The following is a 17,905-nucleotide window of genomic DNA, read 5'->3' as shown; positions in this document are numbered from 1 at the left end:
TCCCTGGACGGCGCCCGGTTTCTATTCCGGTGTGGCGGATTTCAGTGCGCGCCGCAAGATACGGTCGAGTTCGCCGAGGAAGCGCGAGCGGTCCTGCGGCGCGAAGCTGGCATTGAAACCCTTGCTTTCGCCGGTTTCGCGCAGATGCTGCTTGAGGTCGCGCATCGCCACCGCCATGCCGATCGTTTCCGGCGTGAAAGGACGTCCGGTCGGTCCCAGCACATGTGCGCCGAGCGCCACGGTGCGGGCGGCAAGCGGAATGTCTGACGTCACCACGATGTCGTTGGGCCTGGCATTCTCGACGATCCAGTCATCAGCGGCGTCGGCGCTTTTGGAGACGACGACATTGCGGATCATCGGATCGCGCGATGGGCGCAGGCCGCCATTGGAGACATAGGTGACCACGACACCATGGCGCTCGGCGACCTTCTCGACCTCGGCCTTGACCGGACAGGCGTCGGCGTCGACGTAGATGGCGGGTGCGGGCATTGTCTCTCCAAATGGCTGGGGCCGGAACGTGTCCGGCCCCAATATCTCTCAGTCCCGACTTTGTCAGGCCGGTAGCGCGCCTGACTTCTTCGCGGTCCAGGTGGCGATGTAGTCCATCAATGGCGGATTGAGGCAGTCATAGGGTTCGAGCCCGATCGATTTCAGCTGGGCGCGAATGCCGTCCATGCGCTTCGGATCGACACCGGATTCGATGATCGAGGACACGAAAGCGGTGAAGCCCGGCGGCGACCAGCCATCCTCCTCGAAACGCTCGGGATGGATGAAGGACAGGCCCTTGAACGGATGGTCGCGCTCGACCGGACCGTACATGTGCACGCCGCAGCCCGTGCAGGCGTGGCGTTGGATGAGCGCGCTTGGATCGACCACCTTCAGCTTGTCGCCATTCTCGGTGACGCTAACATCGCCGCTGCCGGCGACGGCAACGACCGAGAACACCGCGCCGTCAGGCTTCCAGCACTTGGTGCAGCCGCAGGCGTGGTTGTGGGCGATCTGGCCCTTGACCTTCACCTTTACCGGCTTGCTGGTGCAGGCGCAGACCAGCGTGCCGCCGGCAAAGCTTGCGCTCTCCTTCGGCAGACCGTTGTCGATCGAATGATGCAGTTTTTCCGCCATTTAGACTTCCTCCCATGTTGACCACAGAGGTCGCGGGCGTCCGGCCTGCGGCGTGTGGCTTTGCTTCAGTAAACCACCACGCTTCTGATCGACTTGCCCTCGTGCATCAGGTCGAAGCCCTTGTTGATGTCTTCCAGCTTCAGCAAATGCGTGATCATCGGATCGATCTGGATCTTCTTTTCCATGTACCAGTCGACGATTTTCGGCACGTCGGTGCGGCCGCGCGCGCCGCCGAAGGCGGTGCCCATCCAGCTGCGGCCGGTGACAAGCTGGAACGGACGCGTCGAAATCTCCTGGCCGGCACCGGCGACGCCGATGACGACCGACTTGCCCCAGCCGCGATGCGAGGCTTCCAGCGCCTGGCGCATCACCTTGGTGTTGCCGGTGCAATCGAACGTGTAGTCGGCGCCGCCGATCTGGTCGGCGCCGCGCTTGGTCATGTTGACGAGGTGAGGGACGATATCGCCGCCGATCTCCTTCGGATTGACGAAATGCGTCATGCCGAACCGCTCGCCCCAGGCCTTCTTGTCGTTGTTCACATCGACGCCGATGATCATGTCGGCGCCGGCCAGCTTCAGGCCCTGGATGACGTTGAGGCCGATGCCGCCGAGGCCGAAGACGACAGCGGTCGCGCCTTGCTCGACCTTGGCGGTGTTGATGACGGCGCCGATGCCGGTCGTCACCCCGCAGCCGATGTAGCAGATCTTGTCGAAGGGCGCGTCCGGATTGACCTTGGCCAGCGCGATCTCGGGCAAGACCGTAAAATTGGAGAAGGTCGAGCAGCCCATATAGTGAAAAATCTTGTCCTTGCCGATCGAGAAGCGCGACGAGCCGTCGGGCATCAGGCCTTGCCCCTGCGTGGCGCGGATGGCGGTGCACAGATTGGTCTTGCGCGACAAACAGGACGGGCACTGCCGGCATTCTGGCGTATAGAGCGGGATGACATGGTCGCCCTTCTTGACCGAGGTGACGCCCTTGCCGACATCGACCACGACACCGGCGCCCTCATGGCCGAGAATAGCCGGAAACAGGCCTTCCGGATCGGCGCCAGACAGGGTGAACTCATCGGTGTGGCAGATGCCTGTCGCCTTGATCTCGACCAGCACCTCGCCCTCGCGCGGCCCTTCGAGGTCGACCTCCATGATCTCCAGCGGCTTTCCGGCGGCGACAGCAACAGCGGCGCGGGTTTTCATCAGGCAATTCCTCCAGAGGCGATTTTTGTGCCCACGTTTTCAGGTTTTGGTTCGCTCTTCAACAGTCAGATGAGACGAAATATTGGCTTTGTTGACGCAGACAGCACACCGCCCGGCAATCGGCTCGGCACGGAGCGCGGTAGCGCGGCGGCAGTCGCCGCATCGATGTCGTCGACGCCGGCACTTGAGACATGGCGACATAGCCCATAGAACTGAACCGTCCGCCGGAGGGGAATTCTGCCCGCATGTTCACCAAAATCCTGATCGCCAACCGTGGCGAGATCGCCTGCCGCGTCATCAAGACGGCGCGCAAGATGGGCATTGCCACGGTTGCTGTCTATTCCGACGCCGATCGCGACGCCGTGCATGTCGAGATGGCCGACGAGGCCGTGCATATCGGGCCTTCGCCCGCAGCGCAGAGCTATCTCGTGCCGGACAAGATCATTGCCGCCTGCAAGGCGACGGGCGCCCAGGCCGTGCATCCGGGCTATGGCTTCCTGTCCGAGCGGGCAGCCTTCTGCGAGGCGCTGGAGAAAGAAGGCATCGTCTTCATCGGCCCGAAGCCCAAGGCGATCAAGGCGATGGGCGACAAGATCGAATCGAAGAAGTTTGCCAACGCCGCCAAAGTGTCGACGGTTCCGGGTTGGCTCGGCGTCATCGAGAATGCTGACCATGCCGAAAGAATAGCCGGCGAGATCGGTTATCCCGTCATGATCAAGGCCTCGGCCGGCGGCGGCGGCAAGGGCATGCGCATCGCCTGGGATCAGTCGGAAGTGCGCGATGGTTTCGACCGGGCGCGCTCGGAAGCGAAAAGCTCCTTCGGCGACGACCGCGTCTTCATCGAAAAATTCGTCGTCGATCCGCGCCATATCGAAATCCAGGTGCTGGCCGACGCGCATGGCAATGCGCTCTATCTGGGCGAACGCGAATGCTCGATCCAGCGCCGTAACCAGAAGGTCGCCGAAGAGGCGCCGTCATCGTTTCTCGATGCCGGGACAAGAAAGGCGATGGGCGAGCAATCCGTGGCGTTGGCCAGGGCTGTCGACTACCAGAGCGCCGGTACGGTCGAATTCATCGTCGACAAGGACAAAAACTTCTATTTTCTTGAAATGAATACGAGATTGCAGGTCGAGCATCCGGTGACGGAGCTCGTCACCGGCATCGACCTGGTCGAGCAGATGATCCGCGTTGCAGCCGGCGAGAAGCTTGCCATCAGGCAGAACGACGTGAAGCTGAACGGCTGGGCGGTGGAAAGCCGGCTCTATGCGGAGGATCCCTATCGCAATTTCCTGCCGTCGATCGGCCGGCTGACACGTTACCGGCCACCTCAGGAAGGGCGCTTCGGCGACATCGTCATCCGCAACGACACCGGCGTCACCGAAGGCTCCGAGATTTCGATGTTCTATGATCCGATGCTCGCCAAGCTGTGCACCTGGGCGCCGACGCGGATCGAGGCGATAGACGCCATGTCGGAGGCGCTTGACGGTTTCATCGTTGACGGCATCGAGCACAACATCCCGTTCCTGGCGGCGCTGATGCAGCATCCGCGCTGGCGGGAAGGGGCGATATCGACGGGCTTCATATCAGAGGAATATCCCGACGGCTTCGCGCCCGTCGCGCCGAATGGCGAGGAAAAAGCCGTGCTGGCCTCGATCGCCACCGCGGTGGAATTGCTGCGCCGCGACCGTCTCGACCGGCTTGGCGGGCGGCTGGCGCCACATTCGGGAGCGCTCAAGCGCGACTGGATGGTGAAGATCGGCGAGGACTACCTGTCGGCCTCCATTCTGGAAGGGATGATTTCCATTCCGATGGAGATCGACCTGTCCATCGACGGCGGCAAGACGCTGACCGTCTCGTCCGACTGGCGGCCGGGTGACCTGATCTGGCGCGGTACGGTCTGCAAACGCAGGGTCGCCGCACAGATCCGGCCGGTCGCCAATGGCCTCCGCATCGCCTGGAAAGGCATGTCGGTGACCGCCCGCGCCATGCTGCCGCGCACCGCAGAACTCGAAAGGCTGATGCCGGAAAAGGTTGCGCCGGACACTTCGAAGCTGCTGCTCTGCCCGATGCCCGGCCTTGTCGTGTCGATCGCCGTTGCGGAAGGCCAGGAAGTGAAGGCCGGCGAGACATTGGCGGTGGTCGAGGCGATGAAGATGGAGAACGTACTGCGCGCCGAGCGTGACCTCGTCGTGTCGAAGCTCAACGCCAAGCCCGGTGACAGCCTCGCCGTCGATGCCGTGATCATGGAATTCGCTTAGGCGCGCTGGAAGCCTGTGGTTGGCAGTCGTTTGTGCTGGACTGGTATCGTCCGGTCCCGGACAATACATCTCCATCGACTCAAGCCCTACGGACAGCACGATAAACCATGGCGGATGAGAGACTTCCACGCGATCCCCTGAAGCGCGAAGCAGCGATCGCCGCCGCGCGGCCGGAGGTGCCGGCGCGCCCGTTCGTCCATCTGCGCGTGCATTCGGCCTATTCGCTGCTCGAGGGCGCTCTGCAGCTCGGCAAGATCGTCGGCCATGCGGTGAAGGACGAAGCGCCGGCCATTGCCGTCACCGACACCAACAATCTGTTCGGCGCCCTGGAGTTCGCGCAGAAAGCGGTGAAGGACGGCATCCAGCCGATCATCGGCTGCCAGATCGCGCTCGCCTTTTCCGGCGAGAACAATGACGGCCAGCGCGATCGCCGCCGGCAGGGCCCGGATATGCGGCCGGTGGTGCTGATCGCGGCCACCGAAGCCGGCTATTCCAATCTGGTCCGGCTGGTCAGCCGCGTCTATCTCGAAACAGCGCCCGGCGAAGCGGTGCACCTGACCACCGAGATGATGGACGGCCAATGCGACGGCCTGATCTGCCTCAGCGGCGGGCCGCGCGGCCCGATCGGCATAGCCCTGAAGGAAGATCGCCGCGATCTTGCCGAGGCGCGCCTGCTCACGCTCAAGGCGATGTTCGGCGACCGGCTTTACGTCGAGCTGGACCGGGTTTCGGGCTATGATCGCATGATCGAGAAATCCTCGATCGATCTTGCCTACCTCCATGAATTGCCGCTTGTGGCCACCAATGAGGCCTTCTTCTCGTCGCGCGACGAGTACGAAGCGCATGACGCGCTGATCGCCATCGCAGAGGGCTCGGTCGTTGCCGTGGACACGCGCCGTCGGCTGTCGCCTGACAATTTCCTGCGCAGCCAGGCCGACATGGCGCAATTGTTCGCCGACCTGCCGGAAGCCATCGACAACACGATCGAGATCGCGCTGCGCTGTTCCTACTATCCGAAAAACCGCAGTCCGATCCTGCCCCGCTTCACCGGCGGCGACAATGCCGACAAGGACGCCGCCGAAAAGGCGGAAGCCGCCGAGCTCGCCCGTCAGGCGCGCGAGGGGCTCGATGCGCGCCTTGCCCTGCACGGGCCGACGCCCGGCTACACGGTCGAGCAATATCGCGAGCGGCTCGAATTCGAGCTGGGCATCATCGAGAAGATGAAATTCCCCGGCTACTTCCTGATCGTTGCCGACTTCATCAAATGGGCCAAGGCGCAAGGCATTCCGGTCGGGCCGGGGCGCGGTTCGGGCGCCGGTTCGCTGGTCGCCTATTCCACCACCATCACCGACATCGATCCGCTGCGCTTCTCGCTCCTGTTCGAGCGCTTTCTCAATCCCGACCGCGTCTCGATGCCCGACTTCGACATCGACTTCTGCCAGGATCGCCGCGAAGAGGTGATCCGCTACGTCCAGCAGAAATACGGCCGCGACCAGGTCGGCCAGATCATCACCTTCGGTACGCTGCAGGCGCGTGCCGTGCTGCGCGACGTCGGCCGTGTGCTGCAGATGCCTTACGGTCAGGTCGACAAGCTGTCCAAGATGGTGCCGCAGAACCCGGCCAATCCGGTCAAGCTGGCGGATGCCATCGCCAACGAGCCGCGCTTTGCCGAGGAGGCCGAGAAGGAGCCGATCGTCCAGACGCTGCTCGACATGGCGCAAAAGCTGGAGGGCCTCTACCGCCACGCCTCGACGCACGCCGCCGGCATCGTCATCGGCGACCGGCCGCTGTCGCAACTGGTGCCGATGTACCGCGATCCGCGTTCGGACATGCCGGTCACCCAGTTCAACATGAAATATGTCGAGCAGGCCGGGCTGGTGAAGTTCGACTTCCTTGGCCTGAAGACGCTGACCGTGCTGGAAACAGCCGTGAAGCTGATCCGCCGGCGCGGCATCGACATCGACCTCGCCACGATTCCGCTCGACGACCCCGAAACCTATGCCATGCTGTCGCGCGGCGAGGTGGTCGGCGTGTTCCAGGTGGAAAGTGCGGGCATGCGCAAGGCGCTGATCGGCATGCGGCCCGACTGCATCGAGGACATCATCGCGCTGGTGGCGCTCTACCGCCCGGGTCCGATGGAGAACATCCCGACCTACAACGCCAGAAAGCATGGCGAGGAGGAGATGGCCTCCATCCACCCCAAGATCGATCATCTGGTGAAGGAGACGCAAGGCGTCATCGTCTACCAGGAACAGGTCATGCAGATCGCGCAGGAGCTGTCGGGCTATTCGCTCGGCGAGGCCGACCTGCTGCGCCGCGCCATGGGCAAGAAGATCCGCGCCGAGATGGACAAGCAGCGCGAACGCTTTGTTTCGGGTGCGGTCGAGCGCGGCGTCGCCAAGCCGCAAGCCGACTTCATTTTCGACCTGCTGGCCAAGTTCGCCGACTATGGTTTCAACAAGTCGCACGCGGCCGCCTACGCCGTCGTCTCCTACCAGACCGCCTATCTCAAGGCGCATTATCCGGTCGAATTCCTGGCGGCGTCGATGACGCTCGACATGGGCAACACCGACAAGCTCGCCGACTTTCGGCAAGATGCGCTGCGCCTCGGCATCGAGGTGCTGGCGCCGTCGGTGATGACCAGCTTCCGCCCCTTCGAGGTCGGCGACAACCGCATTTATTACTCGATGGCCGCGCTCAAGGGCGTCGGCGACGCGGCGGTGGAGCACATCGTGGCGGTGCGCGGCGAAAAGCCGTTCAAGAGCCTGGCGGATTTCTGCGAGAGGGTCGACCCGAAGATCGTTGGCAAGCGGGTTTTCGAAAGCCTGATCATGGCCGGCGCGCTCGACTGCTTCGGCCATGATCGCGCCCAGATGATGGCTGGCGTAGAGCGCATGATGGGCCTGGCGTCGCTCGCCCAGCAGAATGCCGTTTCTGGCCAGGCCGATATTTTCGGCGCTTCGCTGGGCGCCCAATCGCAGGCGCTCAATCTGCCGGCGACCGATCCGTGGCTCTCCGCCGACCGGCTGCACCGCGAATTCCAGGTCGTCGGCTTCTATCTCTCGGCCCATCCGCTCGATGAGTACAAGGCGGCGCTGCAAAAGATGCGGGTGCAGAACTGGGCGGAGTTCTCTGCCGCCGTCAAGCGTGGCGCTTCCGCCGGCCGGCTTGCCGGCACCGTTACCAGCAAGCAGGAGCGCAAGACGCGCACCGGCAACAAGATGGGCGTTGTGGCCTTTTCAGACACCTCCGGCCAGTACGAGGCCGTGCTGTTTTCAGAAGGACTGGCCCAGTACCGCGATCTTCTCGAGGCTGGTCGTTCGGTTGTCATCACAGTCGCCGCGGAGGACCGACCCGAGGGTGTCAATCTGCGCATCAATTCCGTGCAGTCGCTGGAGGATGAGGCAAGCCGCATCCAGAAGGCGTTGCGCATCTTCGTCAGGAACGACGGTCCTGCTTCGATGATCCAATCGCAGCTTACCCAGCGTGGCGAGAGCCAGGTGAGCATCATCGTGATCAAGGAAGAGGCGCAGGGCGAGGTGGAGATCGCCCTGCAGGGCGGCTATCGGATATCGCCGCAGATCGCCTCGGCGATGCGCGCCGTGCCGGGCGTGGTTGAAGTGGAACTGGTGTGACCGGGGTGGTTGCCGGTTGCCCATCCGTGGAAAAGCGGCGGCTGTTCACGCCGTCGCGATCCGCATGAAAGGCGCCCGGGACAAGGCCCTGCAGGATTTCACCGCGATGGCGCGGCTGCGCGATACGCTGCGCCGGCTCTACCACGGGCGCTCGTCGGCTGCCTTCCGGTTTCAATTGGTGGCTGTCATCATCGACCTCGCCATCATCGCCTTCTTCATCGCCACGCCAATCATTCAGCAGTCGGGCTCGTTCCTGTGGCTGGATTATGCCGTGGCGGCCCTGGTCGCCGCCGACCTGGTTGCCAGGCTGCTGGCTTCCAACGACATGCTGCGGCTGATGAAGCAACCGACCTTCTGGGTGGATGCTTTCATTCTTCTGACGCTGCTGATGCCGACGGCTCTCGCCAATCTAGGCTTTCTGCGCATTCTGCGGCTGTGGTCGCTGTCGCGCAGCGGTTCGATCTGGCGGCATTTCGAGATGCGTGGCCTCAGACCCTGGCGCGACGCAAGCAACGCGGTCATCAACCTGTTGACTTTTCTCTTCGTCATCACCGGCTTCGTCTACACGTTCTTCTTTCGCAACGGCGCCGGGCTGGAAAACTACATCGATGCGCTTTATTTCACCGTCGCGACCGTGACGACGACGGGCTTCGGCGACATCGTGCTGCCGGGCATTGCCGGCAAGCTGACGGCGATCGTCACCATGATCATCGGCATATCGCTGTTCGTGCGGCTGGCGCAGGCGATATTCCGGCCGGCGAAAGTGTTCTTTCCCTGTCCCCAATGCGGGTTGCAGCGGCACGAGCCGGATGCCGTGCACTGCAAGGCGTGCGGCCACGTGCTCAACATCCCCGATAGCGGCGATTGAGAGGCGCTAGGACACCGCGGCTTCGGCCGGCTTTGGCTGCCGGCGCTGCAGGTTGAGCAGATTGCCCATCAGGATCAGCAACGCGCCGCCAGCCGTGAAGGCGTCGATCTGCTCCTGATAGAGCAGCCAGCCGATCAGTGCAGACAGCGGCACGCGCAGGAAATCCATCGGCGAGATCACGGTCGCGTCGGCATAGGCCAGGGCGCGGGCCAGGCAGAAATGCGACGACATGCCTGAGAAACCGATCAGGATGATCCACGGCCACAGCGCAAGAGAAGGATTGCGCCACTCGTAGAGGGCCGGAACGAGGCCGATCACGGACTGGATGATCAGCATCCAGAAGATGATCCGCGTGACGCTGTCCGTGCGTGTCAGCGACTTGACCAGCACCAGAGAGACGCCGAAGCAGACCGCCGCGCCCAGCACGACCAGGTGGCCGACATCCGCCGAGCCGACGCCCGGGCGCACGATGACGACGACGCCGATCAGCCCAAGCGCGATCGCCGCGAGCCGTGGCCGGCTCAGCCTTTCACCGAGAAAAGTCACCGCCAGGATCGCCGTCCAGATCGGCGTGGTGAACTCGATCGAGATCAGCACCGCCAGTGGAATGAGTGTCAACGCGTAGAGCCAGGCGGCCTGGCCGCTGTAGTGGACGACATTGCGCACGATATGGGCCAGCGGCCGCTGCGTGCGCATCGCGGCAAGCCCGCCTGTCGCCATCACCAGCGGCAACAGAATGAAGAACCCGATCACCGAACGCAGTTCCAGCACCTGGAAGACGTTGAGTTCGGCCGTCGTGGCGCGGCCGGCGACAGACATCGCCAGAAACGAGGTGATCGACAGCGCCATCCAGAAAGCGGCCTTGGGGATCGAAGGAGTTGGTGCCATGCCAGCTATGTCGCAGGACGCGATTGCAGGAGCAATCTCTAGTCCTTGTATTCTTCTGGGCCAGGTATTTTTCTGGGCGAGGTATTTTTCTGGGCGAGGTATTCTTCCGGGGCAGTCGTGGCGGTGGGGTGACAGAACAGCCATGCCACACAAGGAACCCGAGACTGCAAAGGGCGTTGAGTTGGAATGGTCGGCTTTGTTCGGCAAGCTGGGCGTCTTTCCGCCAGTCACAGAGGGAGAGCTTCGATGAGAGCATTCGCGCAACTTGCGCTGGCCGGCGGTTTGTCGATTGCGGCAGGGGTGGCCCACGCCGATGAGGCCCAGTTCCTGAATTCGTTCAAGGGCAATTTCTCCGGCAAGGGCATCGTCAAGGTAACCACCGATGCGCCGACGGTGAACGTGTCATGCACGTTCAAGTCGAACGCGACGTCGACCTCGTTGTCGCTCGACGGCAATTGCCGCGGCCTGGTCGTGGTTACGCGTGCCATCAGCGCGGACCTGAAGGCCAGGGGTGCGAAATATAGCGGCACCTATGTTGGATCGCGTACCGGGCCGGCGCAGTTGAATGGCAGCCGCTCGGGCAATGCCATCAACCTCGGCATCCGCTGGGCCAAGGACGTCAATGGCGACCGGGCCGCGCAGATGAGGGTCGAAAAGCGCGGGGCGAACGGCATGCGGCTGACGGTCATCGATACCGATCCGAAAACCGGCAAGAGCGTGGTGACGAGCCGGATCGACCTGCAGCGCAGCTGAATTCAGTCCTCGATCGGCTCCGGCGGGTGGGCGTCACGACCCCTGCCGAAGGTGTAGCCGGTTTCGACAGCCTTGCGGCCGAACTTGTCGCGCAGCGCATCGATCGCCCCTTCGGCCATGGCGCGCTTGCGCGACTGGACATCGACCAGATCGGGTGGGTCGGCCTTGTCGTCGTCGGAAAGGTCGCTGACGCCGATGCCGAGCAGCCGGTATTTCGTCCCGTCGGTTTCCTTGCGAAGAAGGTCGACACCGGTCGAAAAGATGCGGTCGGCGAGCCTTGTCGGGTCGCCGAGCTGGCGGTTGCGGGTGCGCAGCTTGAAATCCTGGGTCTTCAGCTTCAACACCACGGTGCGTCCCGCAATGCCTGACTTCTTCAGCCGCGCCGAGACCTTTTCCGAAAGGCCCCGCAGCACCGAGACAAGTTCGTCCAACGACGCGATGTCGGTTTCGAAAGTGGTTTCGGCCGACACGCTCTTGGCGTCCTGGTCAGGGTCCACACGGCGGACGTCCTCACCGCGAGAAAGCCGGTAGAGCCGCTCGCCCATCACGCCGTAGCGGCGCATCAGGTCGCCGCGCTCCATCTTCTGGAGTTGGCCGATGGTGCGGATGCCATCCTGTTCGAGCGTGGCGTTGAAGGCTTTGCCGACCCCCCAGATCATGGTCACCGGCTGTGGTGCCAGAAAGCCGATCGCTTCGGCCTCGCCAATGACGGAAAACCCGCGCGGCTTGCGGAAGTCCGACGCGACCTTGGCGAGGAACTTGCAATAGGACAGGCCGGCCGAGACGGTGATGCCGATCTCCTTCTCCACCGCGAGCGCGAAGCGCGCCAGCACAACCGCCGGCGGCAGGCCGTGCAGGCGCTCGGTGCCGGCGAGGTCGAGAAAGGCCTCGTCGATCGACAGCGGCTCGACCAGCGGCGTCAACGCCTGCATCATGGCCCGCACCTCACGGCCGACGGCCACGTATTTTTCCATGTTGGGCGCGATCACGACCGCCTCGGGGCAGGCTTCGAGGGCCTTGAACATCGGCATGGCGGAGCGCACGCCGCGAATGCGCGCTATATAGCAGGCAGTGGAGACGACCCCGCGCTTGCCGCCGCCGATGATCAAGGGCTTGTCCTTGAGCGACGGGTTGTCGCGCTTTTCGATGGCCGCGTAGAAGGCATCGCAATCGATATGGGCCAGATGCAACCGGTAAAGCTCGGGGTGGCGGACAAGGCGAGGGCTGCCGCAGCGTTCGCAGCGGCGCGTTTCACCGCGCTGAAACGTCAGGCAGTCACGGCAAAAACCGTGATCGGGATTGTTGACAGGAGCCGCCATCGCTGCGAACATAAAGAGAACAAACGCAATGGTACGACAGTGTAAGGCCAGCGACAAGCTTCGCCTGGGGAGAACGCATGAGCACGACCATAGTGCCTCTGGCGCCAGATCTCTGGCCTGAATTCGAGGACCTTTTCGGCAAGCAGGGCGCCTGTTACGGCTGCTGGTGCACGCATTTTCGGCTGACGCCGGCTGCGCGGCGCGAGAGCAGCCGTGAACGCAACAAGGACCACATCAAGGCACGCATCGACGCCGGCCCGCCGCCCGGGCTGCTGGCCATGGAGGACGGCAAGGCGGTTGGCTGGATGCAGATCGGTCCACGCGCCGAAGTACCCGAATGGAACAACAAGGGCAGGGGCTCGGCGCCGATCGATGTCGCCGACGCTTCCGATCCTGCCGTTTGGGCGATCTCGTGCTTTTTCATTCGGGCCAAGGCGCGTGGCCGGGGGATCACGCACCGCCTCGTCGAAGGCGGCATCGATTTCGCCCGCGGCAACGGCGCGCGGCTTGTCGAGGCCTGCCCCATCGACCTGTCCCGCGATTCGCGTTCGATCGGCCTGTTCGTCGGCTCGTCGGGGGTCTTCGAGAAGGCCGGGTTCGAGAGACTGGTCGAGCGCAAGGCCGGCCGGCCGCTGATGCGGCTGGTGCTGAAGCCTGTTGCCTGACCGTCATCGTCTTGCAGTTGTGATGGTATTTCCCTACCAGAGGTACGAAACGATTTTTGCCTCTCGAGCGAACGGAGAATTCCCGTGAACCGTATGTTGCCACTTGCCTTTACGGCGCTTCTGCTCAGTGCGCCCGCTTTCGGCCAGACCGTCGACAGCCAGGGCGCGAAGCAATTGTCGCAGGATCTGTCCCGCTATGTCGGCAAACAGGCGCTCGACAAGGGCATTCTGAAGGTTTCGGCGGAAGGCGACGCCTACAAGATCGTGTTTGATTTCAAGGCTTTGGCCAGCAGCTTTCCCGACCAGAAATTGTTGAAGTTCGACATTGCGCCCTACGCCCTGCTGGTCAAGCCGCGCAGCGACGGATCCTGGGATGTGTCGATGGATTTTTCCCAGAGCGCCTCGTTTGAGTTCAACGGGCCCGAGGGAAAGCAGAGCACGCAGTTCTCGATCAAGGACGGCAAGGGCAACGGCGTCTACGACCCCAAGCTGGCGGCCTTCACCAGCGCCACCAGCTCGATGGCCGGGATGACGATGTCGTCGCAGGACGCCAAGCAAAAGATGGATGTGACCGCCGGTGCCGCCACCGCGACCCTGTCGGCGACGAAGGCGGCTAATGGCGGCGTCGATTTCACGACCTCGCAGAAGATTTCGAACTTCGTCGAAGCGATAAAATTCAATGATCCCGACAGCGGGCTGAATTTTCCGATTACCGTGAAGTCACCGGAACTGTCGGTGGAGGCCAGCGGCAAGGGCGTGCAGACCAGGCCGCTGCTCGATCTCCTGGCGTTTGCCGTGGCCAATGAAGACGAGAAGACGCTGAAGGCAAACCAGGCGCAGCTCAAGGCGCTTCTGCTTGCAGCACTTCCGATTTGGGAACGTATAGACGGAACCTACGGCTTCAAGGATTTCGCCGTCGACAGCCCGATCGGCACGTTCGGAGCTACGCAACTCAGCACCGCGTTCGGGTCCGATGGCGTCGCCCAGGACGGCAAGATCAACTACGGCATCAAGGCATCGGGGCTGACCGTGCCGCAGCAGCTCTTGCCGAGCTGGAGCGTGGCGCTTCTGCCCGCCGATATCGACCTGAATTTCGGCGGCGCCAACATCGATCTCGACAGCATGGCGAAGAAGGCGATCGCTGCCTTTGACCTCAATCAGGATCCGCCGCTGTCGGCCGAGTTCGGCGACCAGCTCAAGGCCGACTTCCTGGCCAAGACCCCGAAGGTCGTCATTGGCCACAGCACGATCAAGAACAAGGACATGGAGATCGCGCTGGAAGGCGACATGACAAGCTTTGGCCAGAAACCCGACGCCAATCTCACCGTCGATGTGGCCGGCTTCGACAAGATCATGGCGCATCTGCAGGAAGCGGCGAAGGCGGAGCCGGAGGTCGGGCAGTACGTGCCTGTCGCCCTGATGGCAAAGGGTTTTGCCAAGACGCTGCCGGACGGCAAGCTGGAATGGGTCATCAACACCAAGGCCGACGGCTCGGTGACCGTCAATGGCGTCATGCTGAAGCCCGCGGATCCGGCGGTGGATGACAGCGTCGACGATGGCGACGGCGCGGGCAATGACAATGGTGTCGATAATGGCGGCGTCGACAATGGCGGCAGCGCCAACGAAGGCAGCAACAACGGCGGCGCCGACAGCGGCAGCGATAATGGCGGCGGCGACAATGGCGGGGCAGGGGCGAAGCTGAACCCTTGAGGTTCAGCCCGCGGGCGGGAGGCGCACAGCGCTTCCCTTTGGATTAACGCGCCTGGAGACCCAGTGCGTTCGCGATCTTCGGCGCGGCTTCCTGCCAATCCTGGACGACCACGACATCGTCCGCGACCGGCGGCAGGAACGCGCGCAGCGAATTGTCGGCCATCAGATGGAAAAGAGTTGCGTCGGCTACCGAGCCCCGCACCGACGCCAGATTGGCCGGCTGGTCGTCGACGAAGACCAGCGGCCTGCCGCTCTTGCCGCGCAGTCTGGCCACCGCCGGCCCCTTGGCCATCTCCGTGGTCAGCAGCGGATAAGCGAGCCCGAGGGCGTCGAGATGCGCCCTGCGCACCGCTCGATGCCTGTGCGGCATCGCTGTCAGCAATATGATTTCCGCGCGACCTCCAAGTCCCGTCAGAGCTTCCGCCGCGCCGTCGGTGATGCTTTGCCAATCGGCTTGCGCGTCGAAGAAATCGCCCAGCAGTGCCGTGACTTCGGGTTGTTCGATGAGGCGGCCGCTGGCAGTCTCGGCAATGTTGCCGGTCAGCCGGAAGGAAGCCAGCGTCAGACCATAGCCGCGCGCCTTGAGGAAATGCGGGAAGGGTCGGATGAATTCGAGCACCACATCGTCGACATCGAGCACCAGCAGCGGCCGGTCGTCAGCCGCCAGTTCCTCGATCTGGCGTGCGGTTTCGGGATCGTCGCTCATGTGGAACGCTCGTGATTGTCGTCGCCAAGCGGCAAGGCGCGCAACGCCTTGCCGACAGCCGCCGGCGGGGTGCCGGTTTCCTCGGCAAAGCGCAGCAAGGTCGGCTCGTGGGCGAGAATGAACTGCAGGACGCCGGCCAGGAAACCCGGCTCGCCGGCCGCCCGGCGGATCGAATGCGCCTCTATTCCCGTGATCGCCAGAAAGCGCGGTAGAAGCTCGGGATCGGCGGCAACGAAGCCCAATGCCTTCACGGCAATGGTTTCGGCCTCTTCGCGCATTGACGCTGCGTTTGCCATCACTACCTTCGGTGTGTGGAATGAGTCTCTCCCGCAGTAATGGCAAGAGTTGCTTGCGGCAAGCCATTAGCGTGTGGCGCGCCTTTTGGACGCGCCGGGAGGCGAGGCGGACTTCGTGCTGCTTTGCAGGCAGCGGGTTTCCGTTTCGTCAATCATATTGCCGTATAGTGAAGCTGGGTTTGGTGCGTTCAAGCAAGGAGCGCATGACGGCCACCTCCGGGCGGAGGACGGCCGGGACGGGATGTGGATGCCTAAGAAGGTCATGATCGTCGAGGACAATGAGCTCAATATGAAGCTCTTTCGGGACCTCATCGAAGCAAGCGGCTACGAGACGGTGCGCACCCGCAACGGTCTGGAGGCGCTCGACCTGGCGCGCCAGCACCGGCCGGACCTCATCCTGATGGACATCCAACTGCCCGAAGTGTCGGGACTGGAAGTGACCAAATGGCTGAAGGAGGACGACGATTTGCACGTCATCCCGGTCATTGCCGTCACAGCCTTCGCGATGAAAGGCGATGAGGAACGTATCCGCCAGGGCGGCTGCGAAGCCTATATTTCGAAGCCGATCTCGGTGCCGCGCTTCATCGAAACCATCAAATCCTATCTGGGCGATGCCTGATGCACCCTTCCAGCCGAGCCGGAGCCTTGTGAGATGACCGCGCGGATCCTCGTCGTCGACGACATCCCTGCCAATGTGAGGCTGCTGGAAGTTCGCCTGCTGGCCGAATATTTCGAGGTGCTGACCGCCAACAACGGGCTCGATGCGATCGAGACCTGCGAGAACGGCAAGGTCGATGTCGTGCTTCTCGACGTGATGATGCCCGAAATGGACGGGTTCGAGGTCTGCCGGCGGCTGAAGAGCGATCCGGCGACGTCACACATTCCAGTGGTCATGATCACCGCGCTCGACCAGGTTTCCGATCGCGTGCGCGGGCTCGAGGCCGGCGCGGACGACTTCCTCACCAAGCCGGTCAACGACCTGCAACTGATGACGCGCGTCAAGAGCCTGGTCCGCCTGAAGTCGCTGACCGACGAACTGCGGTTGCGCGCCTCGACAACGCGCAACATCGGCATCGAGGAACTTTTGAGCCGTAATTTCGCCTCCGAGGACACGACGCCGAAAGTGCTTCTGATCGACGAACGCAAATCGTCGGTCGAGCGCATTCAGAAGATGCTGCGCGACCGGGCGGACCTCGACGTCACCGGCGATCCGCATGCCGGGTTCTTCCAGGCCGCCGAAACACCCTATGAATGCGTGATGATCTCGACGGCCTTCGCCGATTTCGATCCGCTCAGGCTGTGCTCGCAATTGCGCTCGCTCGACCGCACCCGTTTCGTGCCGATCATTCTTTTGGCGGAGGAAGGCGAGGAAGAGCGCATCATCCGCGGCCTCGAACTCGGTATCAACGACTATCTGATGCGGCCGATCGACCAGCAGGAACTGACTGCGCGGCTGCGCACCCAGGTGCGGCGCAAACGCTACAACGACCAACTGCGCGCCAGCGTCACCCAGACCATCGAGATGGCGGTCACCGATGGCCTGACCGGGCTGCACAATCGTCGCTACCTCGACAGCCATCTGCAGACGTTGTTCGATCGCGCCGTGGCGCGGCGCCGGCCGCTATCGGTGATGATCACCGACCTCGACCGCTTCAAGTCGATCAACGACGCGCATGGTCATGATGGCGGCGACGAGGTGCTGCGCGAATTCGCACGGCGGCTGCGCAAGAACGTCCGTGGCATTGACCTTGCCTGCCGGTTCGGCGGCGAAGAGTTCGTCGTGGTCATGCCCGACACCGATGGCGCCGTGGCCGAGAAGGTGGCCGAGCGCATTCGTGCCGAAATCGCCCAGAAACCGTTTGAAATCGGCGCCGGCGGCAAAACCATCGAGGTCACTGTCAGCGTCGGCGTGTCGTCGGTGCTGAAGGGCGTGGACACGGTGGCGGCCCTGATGAAGCGCGCCGATCTGGCGCTCTACGAAGCCAAGAGCGGCGGTCGCAACCGCGTCGTCGCCAAGGCGGCCTGACGGGCCAGGCCGGATTATCGGGTCAACCCAACAGGGTTACCCATTTACCTTAATCCAAGCGATTCGCGAGCCTTGGTTAAGAAACTGTTGATTTTCATAAGCTCTTGCGCAAATGTGCTGGCCAAGACGAAGCCGGCGCGAGGGAAATAGCCGGCTCGATCCCTGGGAATACCCCATGCTCAGGTCCGCCGCATCTCCTGGGTCCGTGGGGTCGGCCGGCCGGCGCTGGCACATAGTGGCCTCCTCGTACCGCTGCCAAACGCCGACCGGCCCCCTTTGTCTCAAATGACATCAAGGCTCCGTGCCAAGCCCTGAAGTTCAGGGGCTTTTTATGCGTTGAAAATCGCGATGGGCGGCCGGTTCTGCGTCTCTGACCGATGGCCCTCCGTGCTTTGCCTGACAGCTGCTCTTGCAGACGGTCATGGAGGCCAGGGGAAAACGCTACCCCTTCCACTACATACATATG

The 17,905-nt window shown here is 63.0% G+C and carries 15 protein-coding genes; 8 read left to right on the top strand and 7 right to left on the bottom strand.

Translation table 11 applies throughout. The annotated features are described in order from the left end of the window. Positions 1–21: 21 nt before the first annotated feature. The 3 genes from FJ967_RS17320 to FJ967_RS17310 form a co-directional block, all read right to left on the bottom strand. Complete coding sequence (locus tag FJ967_RS17320) at positions 22–489, bottom strand: YaiI/YqxD family protein (RefSeq protein WP_140733033.1); 468 nt, start codon at positions 487–489, stop codon at positions 22–24. A 63-nt stretch (positions 490–552) separates the two neighbouring features. Beyond that, positions 553–1,122: an S-(hydroxymethyl)glutathione synthase gene (gene gfa, locus FJ967_RS17315; RefSeq protein ID WP_140733032.1), complete on the bottom strand. Its 570-nt coding sequence runs from the start codon at positions 1,120–1,122 to the stop codon at positions 553–555. Between the two features lie 65 nt (positions 1,123–1,187). Then, positions 1,188–2,315 (bottom strand): S-(hydroxymethyl)glutathione dehydrogenase/class III alcohol dehydrogenase, encoded by a 1,128-nt coding sequence (locus FJ967_RS17310; protein WP_140733031.1) that lies wholly within the window; start codon positions 2,313–2,315, stop codon positions 1,188–1,190. A gap of 245 nt (positions 2,316–2,560) precedes the next feature. Here FJ967_RS17310 and FJ967_RS17305 point away from each other — a divergent pair, with 245 nt between their 5' ends. The 3 genes from FJ967_RS17305 to FJ967_RS17295 all read left to right on the top strand — a co-directional run bounded on the left by FJ967_RS17305 (position 2,561) and on the right by FJ967_RS17295 (position 9,076). After that, positions 2,561–4,573, top strand: a complete 2,013-nt coding sequence (locus tag FJ967_RS17305) for an acetyl/propionyl/methylcrotonyl-CoA carboxylase subunit alpha (RefSeq protein WP_140733030.1) — start codon at positions 2,561–2,563, stop codon at positions 4,571–4,573. Between the two features lie 107 nt (positions 4,574–4,680). After that, complete coding sequence (gene dnaE / locus FJ967_RS17300; RefSeq protein ID WP_140733029.1) at positions 4,681–8,208, top strand: DNA polymerase III subunit alpha; 3,528 nt, start codon at positions 4,681–4,683, stop codon at positions 8,206–8,208. A 64-nt stretch (positions 8,209–8,272) separates the two neighbouring features. After that, positions 8,273–9,076 carry a potassium channel family protein gene (locus tag FJ967_RS17295; protein WP_140733028.1) on the top strand — a complete coding sequence of 268 codons (804 nt, stop codon included), beginning with the start codon at positions 8,273–8,275 and terminating at the stop codon, positions 9,074–9,076. Positions 9,077–9,082: 6 nt separating this feature from the next. On the opposite strand, the gene FJ967_RS17290 is transcribed toward FJ967_RS17295, so the two are convergent. Further along, on the bottom strand, positions 9,083–9,964 hold the full coding sequence (locus FJ967_RS17290; protein WP_140733027.1) for a DMT family transporter: 882 nt from the start codon (positions 9,962–9,964) through the stop codon (positions 9,083–9,085). Positions 9,965–10,210: 246 nt separating this feature from the next. Between FJ967_RS17290 and FJ967_RS17285 the strand changes: the two genes are divergently transcribed. Further along, positions 10,211–10,717, top strand: a complete 507-nt coding sequence (locus tag FJ967_RS17285; protein WP_140733026.1) for a hypothetical protein — start codon at positions 10,211–10,213, stop codon at positions 10,715–10,717. Positions 10,718–10,719: 2 nt separating this feature from the next. Here the strand turns inward: FJ967_RS17285 and FJ967_RS17280 are convergent, their stop codons facing one another. Beyond that, positions 10,720–12,048, bottom strand: coding sequence for a DNA polymerase IV (locus tag FJ967_RS17280; RefSeq protein ID WP_140733025.1), 1,329 nt, complete (start codon positions 12,046–12,048; stop codon positions 10,720–10,722). Between the two features lie 65 nt (positions 12,049–12,113). Here FJ967_RS17280 and FJ967_RS17275 point away from each other — a divergent pair, with 65 nt between their 5' ends. Together FJ967_RS17275 and FJ967_RS17270 are read left to right on the top strand one after the other, a co-directional pair. Next, positions 12,114–12,701 carry a GNAT family N-acetyltransferase gene (locus FJ967_RS17275; RefSeq protein ID WP_140733024.1) on the top strand — a complete coding sequence of 196 codons (588 nt, stop codon included), beginning with the start codon at positions 12,114–12,116 and terminating at the stop codon, positions 12,699–12,701. A gap of 93 nt (positions 12,702–12,794) precedes the next feature. Next, on the top strand, positions 12,795–14,411 hold the full coding sequence (locus FJ967_RS17270; RefSeq protein ID WP_246675295.1) for a hypothetical protein: 1,617 nt from the start codon (positions 12,795–12,797) through the stop codon (positions 14,409–14,411). A 43-nt stretch (positions 14,412–14,454) separates the two neighbouring features. Here the strand turns inward: FJ967_RS17270 and FJ967_RS17265 are convergent, their stop codons facing one another. Both FJ967_RS17265 and FJ967_RS17260 read right to left on the bottom strand, forming a co-directional pair. Continuing rightward, positions 14,455–15,117: a hypothetical protein gene (locus tag FJ967_RS17265; RefSeq protein WP_140733022.1), complete on the bottom strand. Its 663-nt coding sequence runs from the start codon at positions 15,115–15,117 to the stop codon at positions 14,455–14,457. Next, positions 15,114–15,413, bottom strand: a complete 300-nt coding sequence (locus tag FJ967_RS17260) for a DUF3572 domain-containing protein (RefSeq protein ID WP_140733021.1) — start codon at positions 15,411–15,413, stop codon at positions 15,114–15,116. The genes FJ967_RS17265 and FJ967_RS17260 overlap by 4 nt, the downstream gene beginning before the upstream one ends. Positions 15,414–15,675: 262 nt before the next feature. On the opposite strand from FJ967_RS17260, the gene FJ967_RS17255 reads away from it, so the two are divergent. After that, the gene (locus tag FJ967_RS17255; protein ID WP_280110242.1) at positions 15,676–16,032 is read left to right on the top strand and encodes a response regulator; all 357 of its coding nucleotides are present in this window, start codon (positions 15,676–15,678) and stop codon (positions 16,030–16,032) included. Between the two features lie 33 nt (positions 16,033–16,065). Continuing rightward, entirely contained in the window at positions 16,066–17,439 is a 1,374-nt protein-coding gene (locus tag FJ967_RS17250) for a PleD family two-component system response regulator (RefSeq protein WP_140733020.1), read from the top strand. Positions 17,440–17,905 lie beyond the last annotated feature (466 nt).

It is taken from the genome of Mesorhizobium sp. B2-3-4 (assembly GCF_006442315.1).
Classification (GTDB): domain Bacteria; phylum Pseudomonadota; class Alphaproteobacteria; order Rhizobiales; family Rhizobiaceae; genus Mesorhizobium.
The sequence above is the reverse complement of the archived record's forward strand: the minus strand, read 5'-3'. Positions and strand labels throughout refer to the sequence as shown.

Excerpts from the sequence above, each read along its gene's own strand:
- FJ967_RS17305 (WP_140733030.1), top strand. The coding sequence starts at position 2,561 with ATGTTCACCAAAATCCTGATCGCCAACCGTGGCGAGATCGCCTGCCGC.
- FJ967_RS17250 (WP_140733020.1), top strand. The coding sequence starts at position 16,066 with ATGACCGCGCGGATCCTCGTCGTCGACGACATCCCTGCCAATGTGAGG.
- dnaE (WP_140733029.1), top strand. The coding sequence starts at position 4,681 with ATGGCGGATGAGAGACTTCCACGCGATCCCCTGAAGCGCGAAGCAGCG.
- FJ967_RS17320 (WP_140733033.1), bottom strand. The coding sequence starts at position 489 with ATGCCCGCACCCGCCATCTACGTCGACGCCGACGCCTGTCCGGTCAAG.
- FJ967_RS17295 (WP_140733028.1), top strand. The coding sequence starts at position 8,273 with ATGAAAGGCGCCCGGGACAAGGCCCTGCAGGATTTCACCGCGATGGCG.
- gfa (WP_140733032.1), bottom strand. The coding sequence starts at position 1,122 with ATGGCGGAAAAACTGCATCATTCGATCGACAACGGTCTGCCGAAGGAG.
- FJ967_RS17260 (WP_140733021.1), bottom strand. The coding sequence starts at position 15,413 with ATGGCAAACGCAGCGTCAATGCGCGAAGAGGCCGAAACCATTGCCGTG.
- FJ967_RS17275 (WP_140733024.1), top strand. The coding sequence starts at position 12,114 with ATGAGCACGACCATAGTGCCTCTGGCGCCAGATCTCTGGCCTGAATTC.
- FJ967_RS17265 (WP_140733022.1), bottom strand. The coding sequence starts at position 15,117 with ATGAGCGACGATCCCGAAACCGCACGCCAGATCGAGGAACTGGCGGCT.
- FJ967_RS17280 (WP_140733025.1), bottom strand. The coding sequence starts at position 12,048 with ATGTTCGCAGCGATGGCGGCTCCTGTCAACAATCCCGATCACGGTTTT.
- FJ967_RS17290 (WP_140733027.1), bottom strand. The coding sequence starts at position 9,964 with ATGGCACCAACTCCTTCGATCCCCAAGGCCGCTTTCTGGATGGCGCTG.
- FJ967_RS17255 (WP_280110242.1), top strand. The coding sequence starts at position 15,676 with ATGATCGTCGAGGACAATGAGCTCAATATGAAGCTCTTTCGGGACCTC.
- FJ967_RS17310 (WP_140733031.1), bottom strand. The coding sequence starts at position 2,315 with ATGAAAACCCGCGCCGCTGTTGCTGTCGCCGCCGGAAAGCCGCTGGAG.
- FJ967_RS17270 (WP_246675295.1), top strand. The coding sequence starts at position 12,795 with ATGTTGCCACTTGCCTTTACGGCGCTTCTGCTCAGTGCGCCCGCTTTC.
- FJ967_RS17285 (WP_140733026.1), top strand. The coding sequence starts at position 10,211 with ATGAGAGCATTCGCGCAACTTGCGCTGGCCGGCGGTTTGTCGATTGCG.